11 protein-coding genes and 1 tRNA gene are annotated in these 10,134 nt (G+C 66.4%); 7 read left to right on the top strand and 5 right to left on the bottom strand.

Annotated elements, in window-relative coordinates; all coding sequences use genetic code 11:
• Positions 1-112: 112 nt before the first annotated feature.
• From LRP66_RS13655 to LRP66_RS13635, 5 genes are read left to right on the top strand one after another with little or no spacing between them, the layout of a single operon-like run.
• Positions 113-1,120 carry a hypothetical protein gene (locus LRP66_RS13655; protein ID WP_230483151.1) on the top strand — a complete coding sequence of 336 codons (1,008 nt, stop codon included), beginning with the start codon at positions 113-115 and terminating at the stop codon, positions 1,118-1,120.
• 28 nt (positions 1,121-1,148) lie between these two features.
• Entirely contained in the window at positions 1,149-1,520 is a 372-nt protein-coding gene (locus LRP66_RS13650; RefSeq protein WP_230483150.1) for a helix-turn-helix domain-containing protein, read from the top strand.
• A complete protein-coding gene (locus LRP66_RS13645; protein ID WP_230483149.1) occupies positions 1,517-2,761 on the top strand; it encodes a type II toxin-antitoxin system HipA family toxin in 1,245 nt (414 codons plus the stop codon). The genes LRP66_RS13650 and LRP66_RS13645 overlap by 4 nt, the downstream gene beginning before the upstream one ends.
• Positions 2,762-2,809: 48 nt before the next feature.
• Positions 2,810-3,223, top strand: coding sequence for a hypothetical protein (locus LRP66_RS13640; protein ID WP_230483148.1), 414 nt, complete (start codon positions 2,810-2,812; stop codon positions 3,221-3,223).
• Positions 3,224-3,231: 8 nt separating this feature from the next.
• Positions 3,232-4,371 (top strand): hypothetical protein, encoded by a 1,140-nt coding sequence (locus LRP66_RS13635; RefSeq protein ID WP_230483147.1) that lies wholly within the window; start codon positions 3,232-3,234, stop codon positions 4,369-4,371.
• A gap of 606 nt (positions 4,372-4,977) precedes the next feature.
• On the opposite strand, the gene LRP66_RS13630 is transcribed toward LRP66_RS13635, so the two are convergent.
• Positions 4,978-5,052: transfer RNA gene (locus LRP66_RS13630), tRNA-Val, on the bottom strand.
• 44 nt (positions 5,053-5,096) lie between these two features.
• Positions 5,097-5,474: a cell cycle two-component system response regulator CpdR gene (gene cpdR / locus LRP66_RS13625; protein ID WP_230483146.1), complete on the bottom strand. Its 378-nt coding sequence runs from the start codon at positions 5,472-5,474 to the stop codon at positions 5,097-5,099.
• Between the two features lie 99 nt (positions 5,475-5,573).
• On the opposite strand from cpdR, the gene LRP66_RS13620 reads away from it, so the two are divergent.
• Entirely contained in the window at positions 5,574-6,428 is an 855-nt protein-coding gene (locus LRP66_RS13620; RefSeq protein ID WP_230483145.1) for an N-formylglutamate amidohydrolase, read from the top strand.
• A gap of 274 nt (positions 6,429-6,702) precedes the next feature.
• On the opposite strand, the gene LRP66_RS13615 is transcribed toward LRP66_RS13620, so the two are convergent.
• The 3 genes from LRP66_RS13615 to LRP66_RS13605 form a co-directional block, all read right to left on the bottom strand.
• Positions 6,703-7,242, bottom strand: a complete 540-nt coding sequence (locus LRP66_RS13615; RefSeq protein WP_230483144.1) for a cytochrome b — start codon at positions 7,240-7,242, stop codon at positions 6,703-6,705.
• A gap of 4 nt (positions 7,243-7,246) precedes the next feature.
• A complete protein-coding gene (locus LRP66_RS13610; protein ID WP_230483143.1) occupies positions 7,247-8,020 on the bottom strand; it encodes a SapC family protein in 774 nt (257 codons plus the stop codon).
• Between the two features lie 76 nt (positions 8,021-8,096).
• Positions 8,097-9,521: an FAD-binding oxidoreductase gene (locus LRP66_RS13605; protein WP_230483142.1), complete on the bottom strand. Its 1,425-nt coding sequence runs from the start codon at positions 9,519-9,521 to the stop codon at positions 8,097-8,099.
• 48 nt (positions 9,522-9,569) lie between these two features.
• Between LRP66_RS13605 and LRP66_RS13600 the strand changes: the two genes are divergently transcribed.
• The gene (locus tag LRP66_RS13600) at positions 9,570-10,031 is read left to right on the top strand and encodes a hypothetical protein (protein WP_230483141.1); all 462 of its coding nucleotides are present in this window, start codon (positions 9,570-9,572) and stop codon (positions 10,029-10,031) included.
• Positions 10,032-10,134: the final 103 nt, after the last annotated feature.

Below are 10,134 nucleotides of genomic sequence, written 5' to 3'. Positions count from 1 at the left end.
AAATTGGGTTTCCCCATCGTCGCCTCCTGTCCTCAAAATTAGGACCCGAGGCGTCCAGAAATCTAGGGGCTACTCAGACCTCGCGCGCGAGGTCTGCTCGCGCATCCACGTCATGCCCTTCATCAGCATGACCGAAGAGGAGTTCGACCGTCCGAATCCGAGCCTCTTCTCCTCGGACGGCGCATGGGGGCCGTCCGAGACGATGAAGGCCATTCGCGTCTTCATCACCGACTGGAACAAGGGGGCAGAGCGGCCGGAAGACCGGATCCTCGGCGTCGTCATGGATTCGGCGACATCGATGGCGGGCTTCGACTCCAATGCGGCAGATGCGGTCACCAACTTCTTCTTCTACATGAACCGCCTGTGCCAGGCGCTCGATATCTTCTGGATCATCATCGGCCATACGCCCAAGGCACCTAGGTTCGACCCCAATGATCCGGATATTGATGCTGCCGCCCGCCTACGCGGTGTCGCGCTGTGGACAACTGCGCCGCGCACAACCATCGAGGTGCGTCTGGCCCAGGGTCCTCGGTTCCGCGGCAACAAGCCCGCCAAGGGCAAGAAGACTGCGCCATTCGAGGCCAAGCCGGTCCTTGATGCCGGTTTAGCGGCGAGTGCCGACGAGGTCGTCATCGTGCGCCTCGCGAAATCGAACTTCCACGATTCGCACCGGGGTAAGCATTTCCTGGTTCGGCGGCCGGGTGGGATGTTCGAAGACGTCACCCATCGCCTCTCCCCGGAAGCCGTGGATGAGGCGAACGAGGAGCCCGACGATGAAGTCATTGAACCCGCCGTCACGCTGGAGGACGGAACCTATGCCATGTGGCAACTGATCTGCGCGCTGACCGACGCCAGGGCAGGCAAAGCAGTCAGTGCTCATGCTCTGTGGCAGAAGCGTGAGGAGCACATCGGTGCCATCCCCAATCTCAAGACGATCAAAGCGATCGGCAACACCGATGGCATGCCGCGCGAAGGTGCGCTGAACTGGCATCTGGAACGACTCCGCCATCACGGCCTACTCATCAAGCATGGGCGTCCTTACAAGATTGCCCAGGACGCCGAGGCGATTGCAGGCAGCGTCTGGCCCGATCGTTCGACCGAGCTCGACAACGCCATCTAACTATTCGCAAGCCCATAAGCGTCCAGATATGGCCAGGAAGCTTGCCGAGAGTAACCATAAAGGCCATATTTGGACGATGCTGCACACACCTAGCGAAATCGCGGCCGATCTTGGCCGGAGGATACAGCATCGTCGCCTGGCGATGAACCTGACGCAGGTCGATGCCGCATCTCGCGCCGGCGTCTCCTATCGCACCTGGCGGCGCCTGGAGGCCGAGGGCAAGGCGTCGATCGACGACCTCGTCCGCGCGGCCGTGGCGCTGCGGTGCGAGCAGGATCTGTTCGTCCTCTTTCCGGAGCCGGTGGCCAGTTCGATGGATGCCCTGCTGGAGCAAAAACGGATAACCGAACGCACCGCGCCGAAGCGCCGCCGCCGGGCCGCGTCGAGGGCCACGTCGTGAAGCTGAGGCCGGGGGCACCGCTGGGGCTCGCACTGGCGTTCGACGATTCCGCGCCCGCTGCGCAAGCGGGCCGGGTCGTGATGGCCGGTGGCGTCGCCCAGCTCGAATGGTCGCCCGACGTCATCCGCAGCGGCTTGCCCGTCGCCCCGCTGCTCTATCCTCCCGAGCCGGGCCTGCACGCCGCGCGGAGCCGATCGTTCGGCGGACTGCACGGCTTCCTGGCGGACAGCCTGCCCGATGCCTGGGGACGGCTGCTGCTGCGGCGTCGCCTCGCCAGGGTCAACGTCCAGTTCGACACGCTGAACCCGGTCGATCAGCTGGCGATCATCGGCGCCGGTGGCCGTGGCGCGCTGGTCTATCAGCCAGCCACCACGCCCGACGATGCGATCGGGACGATCGACCTCGATGCCCTGGCCGAGGAATCGCGGTTGCTTCTCGCCGGGGACGAGGGCGCACTGGTCGACACGCTGGCGGCGCTGGGCGGCGCGTCGGGCGGCGCTCGTCCCAAGGTCCATGTCGGCTTCGCCCCCGACGGCGCGATCAGCGTCGGCGAGGCCGCGGACGGCCATGACGCCTGGATCGTCAAGTTCCGCGCGACCGGCGACCCCGTCGATATCGGCCCGGTTGAGGAAGCCTATGCGCGCATGGCCCGTGCCGCCGGCCTGACGATCGCAGAATCCCGCGTCCTGCCCGAGCGCGACGGGCCTGGCTATTTCGCGACGCGCCGCTTCGACCGACCGGCCCCCGGACGCCGGCTGCACATGGTATCGCTCGCCGGGGCAGCCGAAGCCCCGTCCGAGATGCCGAGCCTCGACTATGACGGATTCCTGCGTGCGACCATGGCGATCACCCGCCATGCCGGCGACGTCGAACAAGCCTTCCGCCGCATGGTCTTCAACGTACTGGCGCATAATCGCGACGACCATACCCGGCAGCATAGCTATCTGATGGGACCGAGCGGTGAGTGGCGCCTCGCCCCGGCCTATGACCTGACCTTCTCGGTCGGTCCGGGCGGCGAGCATTATCTCGCGGTCGAAGGCGAGGGCCGCAACCCGACCCGCGCGCATGTTCTCGCGCTGGGCCGCCGCCATGGCCTGTCGGATCGCGTCATCGCCCGGATCATCGACCGAACGCGCGGCGCGCTGGCCGAATGGCCGGTCATCGCCGCCGATGTCGGCGTCACTGTCTCGCGACGCGAGATCGCGGATCGCCTGAAGGTCACCGACGACCACTTCGGGTGAGAAGAAGGCCCTGCACGTGGGGGTTACCCACGTCAGGAAGGAAAAGACATGATGAGCATCGACGCGGACGCCGGCGGCACCGTCGCGATGACGCCGGGGACCGGCCCGGTCCTCCCCCAGGACATGATCGACGCGGCAACCGCCGACGCCATCCTGCGGCTCGACCGCAAGATCGCCCGTGCGATCCAGACGGACCGGGGCATCAACCTCAAGTCGGAGGATCTCGACCTCCTTACCCTGGTGGGTGCAGTGAACCTGCTCGGAAAGGCGCGAAGCGAAATCCTGAAGGAAAAAGCGCAGTGCCGGCACCGAAGGTTCTCTACCGCCGGGGTGAATTCCACCTCGATCACCTCCGGGGCAAGGGCGGCGAGGTTGTCAGCCCGAACCTCTACATTTGCTGGTACGACCCGATCTCCGGCCGAATGCAGCGACGCAGCACGGGCACGGCTGATCTTCGCCTAGCAATCGAGGTGCTCGACCGTCACTATCTGGCGTTCCACCAGCCTGCCGATGACGACAAGGCGTCCTACACGGTCCATCAGGCGATGACGGACTATTGGATGCTGCACGGTGCCGAGCAGGCCAGCGCCGATGCAATCCGTGCCCGGCTGAAACTGGTGAACCGGTTCATCGACCATGAGATCGCGATCGGTGTACTGCGTGAACCCGTGCTGCCGACGGTGCTGGACGCCGAATGGCTGATGCGTTTTCGAAAATGGGGGACCGAGATCGATCCCGTGACCCAGCGGCGGCGTGACCCGGAGACCGGGGAATGGACCGTGTCGACCCGCAAACGGGCGAAGTCGACGGTCGAGGAGAGCATCATCCAGCTGAAGGCAGCCTTGCGGTTCAACGTGAAGCGTATGGAGGCGGTGCCCGAACTGAAGCACCTGCCCCGCGCCGCCGTGACGCCGGAGCGCAACTTCCGCCTATCGCTCGACCAGATCGCCGAGATGCTCGACTATACGACGGAAGGAGACCCGGAGCTCAGCCCGGCGCATCCGGCACGACTGATGCCACTGCGCCGCTACCTGATCGGTGCGATCTGCACGCTGGCGCGGCCGGACGCGCTCTACGATATCTCGGTGCGGCCCGACCGGCAGCAATGGCACCGCGACGCCAGCGTGCTCGACCTCAACCCGGCGGGGCGGATTCAGACGCGGAAGTACCGACCAGCGCTGCCGGTCACGCCGCTCCTGGCAAATTGGCTGGAGGCGACGGACGACCGGCTGGTCTGTCACGAGAGCGTGGCAGAGGAGGATGAGGACCGTTGGGTGGTTCAGCGGCCCGTGGCAGACGTCAAAAAGGCGTGGAGCGTCATGGCAAGGCGGTTCGGGGTGCCGGTCGGCTTCGGCCCCAAGCTGATGCGCCACAGCATGGCGACCCTGATCGCACAGCGCGGCGTCTCGCAGCAGGAGATTCCGCTGGCGCTGGGGCACGTGGTGCTGCCGCCATCGACGCGGCGCTACGTGATCTTCAGCCCGGCTTATCTCTCCGAGACCCGACAGGGGCTGGAGGACATTGCCTCCGAGCTGGCCCGGAAGATGGCGACGCCGCTTCACGCAAAACCCACGCAAGTCGATCCCGATGGAAGGCGGCGCCGGACGTGACGACCGGTCGCTTCCAGACTGTCGAATTTGGCTCAGGCGGCTGAGATTTGCGCCGTCATGCCGGCGGAAAATAATCGGTTTCCCACCGAGGCACGTGAAAATATGCATTTTGGCATCTCGTTAATCGATCTGCGATGGCTTGCCCCCCCGGCATTGCAATCTGCACGAGCACCTCATCACCTCGATCTCGCGGTTGGTCTGATGCTCGAACTGAGTCTGCTTGTCCTTGGACAAGCGACCTCCATTTCCAACCATCAGGCAACGACAACTGGGATCCGGTTGGACGCAGGTCGATGCGGAAACATAGCGCGCTTTGGGGGACATTACCGCCGATCTGGGGCAGAAGATATCGACGCCGCTCCACGCAAAACCCACGCAAGTCGGTCCCGATGGACGGCGGCGATGGGTGTGATGGCCGATCGTTTTTCACGCCATCGCTGCCGGTCCCCACCCGTTGGCGCAGCCGCCCTAGCGCCTCCGAGGCCCCCGTACGCCCGGATGTTCCACTCGGCATGACACGCAAAAGGCACGCAAAACCGTGACGCGCAACTCGGAGTCCTGAAAACCAAAAACCCCGCTAAGCCATTGGCCTAGCGGGGTTTTCGATGGTGGGCGTGGCAAGGATTGAACTTGCGACCCCTGCGATGTCAACACAGTGCTCTACCACTGAGCTACACGCCCGCCGGAGGTGGGCCAATTAGCAGGTTGTTCGGGGCTGACAACCCCTAAATTGCGCCGTCGACCGAATCCGCGTGAAAAAGTCGGTCCACCTCCATCACCAGATCGCGCAGGTGGAAGGGCTTGGACAGGACGCGCGCATTGGGCACCGCCTGCCCGGCCTTCAGCGTCACCGCGGCGAAGCCGGTGATGAACATCACGCGCAGGTCCGGGGCGATCGCCGCCGCACGCTGGGCGAGTTCGATGCCGTCCATCTCGGGCATGACGATATCGGTCAGCAGGAGGTCGAATTGCTCGCTCTCCAGGAGCGGCAAGGCGGCGGTGCCGCGATCGACCGCCGACACCCGGTAGCCCGAGCGTGTCAGGGCGCGGGTCAGATATTCGCGCATGACCGCGTCGTCTTCGGCCAGCAGGATGTGAAACATGGTGTGATCCCGATTCATCTTGGTCGCCGGTTTAACGAATGGCAGGTTAAAATATCCAGACCGTTGCGCCCTTTCCCGGTGCGACCTAGGGTCCCGATCATGGCCAGCGCGAACATCGGCGCCTCTTTCGAATGCCTCGGCGCGGCGGCGTCCGGCCCGGTGGTGATCTCGGTCCCGCATGGCGGTCGCCTCTATCCGCCCGCGCTGATCGCGGCGCTGCGCATCCCTCTCCCGGCGATCATGGGGCTCGAGGATCGGTTGATCGATCGGGTCGCGGTTGCCGCGCGGCAGGACGAGGTCACGCTGATCCAGGCCCTGCCCCGCGCCTGGATCGACCTCAACCGCGAGGAAGGCGAGCGCGATCCGGTCATCGATCTGGGCGCTCGGCCCACCGGGCGCCCCTCACCCAAGCTGCGAAGCGGCCTGGGACTGGTCCCCCGACGGATCGGCGGGCATGGCGACATCTGGAACCGCCGTTTTACCGACGTCGAGATGGTCGCTCGGATCGTCGCCGACCATCGGCCCTATCATGACGCGCTGGCCGGGGCGCTGCTCGACGCGCACGCCCGGTTCGGGGTCGCGGTGCTGCTGGATCTGCATTCGATGCCGTCGCTGGGGGCCGCCGACATGGTGCCGCGCATCGTCATCGGCGACCGGCATGGCCAGACGGCCGACACCCGCTTCGTCCGCCGGGTCGAGGCGGAGGCGCGCGCGGTGGGGATCCCCGTCACCCGTAACGCGCCCTATGCCGGGGGGCATATCGTGCAGCGCCACGGCGCGCCACGGCGGGGAATCCACGCCATCCAGCTCGAACTCGACCGATCGCTCTATCTCGACGATGCACTCGAAGCACCGGGGCCCGGCTTCGACCGGACGGTGGCACTGGTGCGCGGCATCGTGGTCGCGCTGCATGCCGAGGCGCTGGGCCTGCCGACCACGCTCGCCGCCGAATAAAAAACCACCTCGCGCAAGGGGGAGAGCGCGAGGTGGCCAAGGTTCAGGGAGGAGACACGCTGAAAGCGTGTCATACGACATCGCGAAAGGGGGGACACGACGTCGTACAGGGTATAAATAAGAAAGGGCCTATTTGGTTCAACCCCCGGCCAAGCAATTCGTCATTTTTTCGTAACGGCTGGCGGGAAAGCGGATCGCCGCCCGAGGGATCACCCCGTCGAATCCCCCATCTGCGTCAGGGCTTCGTCCTGCCCCCTCACCGATGCGAGGCGGATCAGCGGGCGCGGAAGCTCATGCGGTGGAGCAGGCCGTCGCGCAGCAGGAAATGGTGGCGCAGCGCGGCCGCGACATGGATGACGACAAGACCGAGCATCAGCCAGCCGAGCAGCTCATGCGCCTCGTGCCCGAACCCTGCGGCGGCCTTGCCGATCGGTAGCGGCGGCACGTCGAAGAGGCCGAACCAGCTGACGGGGCGCGGCACGTCGCGGCCCGAACCCATCGCCCAACCGGTCAGCGGCATGACGATCATCAGCAGATAGAGGGTCGCGTGAAGCGCATGGGCACTGCCCCGCGCCCAGGGCGGCACATCGGCGGGCAGCGGCGGCGGGCGATGCCCCAGTCGCCAGGCGACGCGTGCGGCGGTCAGCACCAGCACGGTCAGGCCGATCGACTTGTGAAGCCCCATCGTGCCCCGCAAAAGGCTTTCGTGGAGCAGGCCGATCGCAAGATTGGCGACGACCAGTGCCGCGATCGTCCAGTGGAAGACGATCGCGACATGGCTGTAGCGCGAACCAGCGGCGAGCTGTCCGCGCATCGGATCAGCCCAGCGGCTGGAGTTGCGGCTGCGGCATCTTGCCCAACTGCGCCTGACGGGCGAAGATGTCGCGCATCAGCGACAGCGAGAAGAGGTGCGCATAGAGCAGCGGGAGCATACCCGACTGGCTCATCTTGCGCAGCTGGTCACCGCGCAGGTCGACCAGCTTCTCTTCGTTGATCATCTGGAAACCGCGATAGACGAAGGGCTGGTCGGCGCCTTCGGGCTGGATCGAGACTTCGCCGTCCATCAGCAGACCCATTTCGGCCAGCTCGGTCATGAAGTTCTGGGTACGCGCGCCCGCCTGTTCGAACGATTCGTTGAACGACAGGATGTTCTTGGTCAGCTCGCTCGGCTGGCTGCCGTCGAACAGCGCATCGCCATCGTCGAACGCGCCGATCGTCGGCGAGGTCGGGTCGAAGCACAGCGACAGCTCGTCGGCTTCGGGACGCAGCTTGGCCAGCATGTAGGGATAGCGGCGGATATAGGCGGGAACGTAGAAGTTCGTCTCGGTCAGACGGCCTTCGTCGTCGACGAAGACGTTGACGCCCTCGTTCAGGCCCATCAGCGCCAGCGGGATCGGCTGCTCGCCCACCGAGAAGACGATCGGCATGAAACGCTGCACCAGCGGGAATTCATCGACGGTCACGGGGATCGCATGCTGCCCGACCAGGAAGGGCGCCGTCTCCTGCGGACGAACCTTGAAATTGGCGTGAGCCTCGCTCGAAAGCGGCTCGAGGCCGTTGTAGAAAAGGGGAAGGGACGGCGCGCTGGCCATGATGATCTCCAAAAAACTCAGTCCACGCGAGCCCCCCGGCCGCGTGTCGGACGCCAGTGTCTATGGGGCCGAAGCCTTATGCGCAAGCGACGAGCTTGCCGGGATTGAACAGACCGTGCGGATCGAGCGCCGTCTTGATGGCGCGGATCGCGCTAACCCGTTCGGGCGAAAGGCGCGCCAGCTCGTCACGCTTCATCTGACCGATGCCGTGTTCGGCCGAAATCGTGCCCCCCGCCGCCATCACCAGGTCATGCACGAAGCAGTTGATGGTCGCCGCCTGCTCGGCATAGAATCGGTCGCGATCGGTGCCGGGTGCCGCGCGGACGTGGAAATGGATGTTGCCGTCGCCCAGATGGCCGAAGCCCGAGGCATGGGTGCCGGGGAAGCGCGCGTCGCATGCCGCCGCCGCCTCGACCATGAAGCGCGGCATCGCCTCGACCGGCACCGCGATATCATGCTGGACCGCCGGACCCAGCGCCCGCTCGGCATCGGACAGCGAATGGCGGAGCAGCCACAAGGCCTCGCCCTGCGCCTGCGACGCGGCGATCACCGCATCGGCGACGACGCCCTCGGCCAGCGCCCTGGCGAGTTGCCCCTCCAGCATCGCGGCCGGATCGGCGGCGGGATCGCCGCTCACCGCCTCGATCAGGACGTGCCAGGGGTGATCGCGGTCCAGCGGGCTGCGCGCACCGGGGAGGTGCGCGACCGCGGCGGCCAGGCTTTCGGCGGGCATGATCTCGAAGCTCTCGACCATGTCGGTCGCCGCCTGCAAGCGCCGGAGCAGCGCCAGTCCGGCGGCGGGATCGGCCAGCCCGACCCAGGCCGTCGCGCTGGCCGCGATCGCGGGCGCGAGCCGCAAGGCCGCGGCCGTGACGATGCCCAGCGTCCCCTCGGCACCGATCAGCAGCTGTCCGAGGTCGTAGCCGCGATTGTCCTTCTTGAGCGCGGCCAGCCCGTCATACAGCGTGCCGTCGGGCAGCACCGCCTCGACGCCCAGGGTCAGCCCCCGCATCGTGCCGAAGCGCAACACCTGCGTACCGCCCGCATTGGTCGAGACCAGCCCGCCTATGGTCGCATTGCCCTTGGCCCCCAGGGTGAGCGGGAAGCGCATCCCCTCCCGCTCGGCGGCCGAATGCAGATCGGCCAGGATCACGCCGGCCTCGGCCACGACCGTCGCGGCATCCGCATCGATCCGGCGAATGCGGTTCATCCGACGGGTCGACAGGATCAGCGCCGATCCGTCGTCCGGCGGCGTCGCGCCACCGACCATCGAGCTGTTGCCCCCTTGCGGGACGAGCGGCACCCGGTGCTCGACCGCCGCGCGCAGCACCGCCTGCACCTGCCCGGTATCGGCGGGTGCCAGGATCGCGGGCGCATGGCCCGAAAAGCGACGCCGCCAGTCGATCTCCCACGGCGCGATCAGCGCGGGATCGGTGACGATGCCCTTGTCCCCCAGGATCGGCGACAGGGCTTGCAGCAGGGCGGTCTGGGCGGAATGCATGGCGGCACCGACTAAAGCAGGTTCATGAAGCGTTCAACGATGCGCCCTATGAACAGCTCCGCTGACATGTTGCGCCGCTATCGAAACCTCGCCGCCATCGCGTCGTTGACGCTGACGACGCCCGCCTTGCTCGGGGCGACGGATCCGATTCCGGCCGTCCGCTATGCGCAGGTCGTCATCCGCGAGCGGGTCGTGATCCGCGTGCCGCGTACCGCCCCGCCGCCTGCGCCGACACGCTGGAAGGAGCGCAAGGGCCCCCGCTGCATCGCCGCGCAACAACTGGCGGGCGCGCTGCCCGCCGAGGAGGGCGCGATCGACATCGTCCTGACCGGCGGCAAGCGGGTGCGCGCGCGTCTCGCCCGCGCCTGTCGGCAGATCGACTATTATTCCAGTTTCTATATCCGCCCTGGCCCCGACGGACAGATCTGCGCCGATCGCGATCCGATCCGCACGCGGGCGGGCCGGACCTGCGACATCGAACGCTTCCGCTCCCTCGTTCCGGCACGCTAGTCCGGGCGCGTCGACCTCGGCAAAACTTGACTTTCGGCGCCAAATCCGCAAGCGCGGAGACGCTGCTGGGCGAGCGCGGGACGATTCCCTTCCCGCCATATCT

Origin of the sequence: Sphingomonas sp. Leaf21 (genome assembly GCF_916858675.1) — a bacterium.
In the GTDB taxonomy this organism is placed as follows: domain Bacteria; phylum Pseudomonadota; class Alphaproteobacteria; order Sphingomonadales; family Sphingomonadaceae; genus Sphingomonas.
Note: the sequence above shows the minus strand (reverse complement) of the source record. Positions and strands in the feature narration are given on the sequence as shown.

Excerpts from the sequence above, each read along its gene's own strand:
- LRP66_RS13655 (WP_230483151.1), top strand. The coding sequence starts at position 113 with ATGCCCTTCATCAGCATGACCGAAGAGGAGTTCGACCGTCCGAATCCG.
- LRP66_RS13650 (WP_230483150.1), top strand. The coding sequence starts at position 1,149 with ATGGCCAGGAAGCTTGCCGAGAGTAACCATAAAGGCCATATTTGGACG.
- LRP66_RS13640 (WP_230483148.1), top strand. The coding sequence starts at position 2,810 with ATGATGAGCATCGACGCGGACGCCGGCGGCACCGTCGCGATGACGCCG.
- cpdR (WP_230483146.1), bottom strand. The coding sequence starts at position 5,474 with ATGTTTCACATCCTGCTGGCCGAAGACGACGCGGTCATGCGCGAATAT.
- LRP66_RS13620 (WP_230483145.1), top strand. The coding sequence starts at position 5,574 with ATGGCCAGCGCGAACATCGGCGCCTCTTTCGAATGCCTCGGCGCGGCG.
- LRP66_RS13615 (WP_230483144.1), bottom strand. The coding sequence starts at position 7,242 with ATGCGCGGACAGCTCGCCGCTGGTTCGCGCTACAGCCATGTCGCGATC.
- LRP66_RS13610 (WP_230483143.1), bottom strand. The coding sequence starts at position 8,020 with ATGGCCAGCGCGCCGTCCCTTCCCCTTTTCTACAACGGCCTCGAGCCG.
- LRP66_RS13605 (WP_230483142.1), bottom strand. The coding sequence starts at position 9,521 with ATGCATTCCGCCCAGACCGCCCTGCTGCAAGCCCTGTCGCCGATCCTG.
- LRP66_RS13600 (WP_230483141.1), top strand. The coding sequence starts at position 9,570 with ATGAACAGCTCCGCTGACATGTTGCGCCGCTATCGAAACCTCGCCGCC.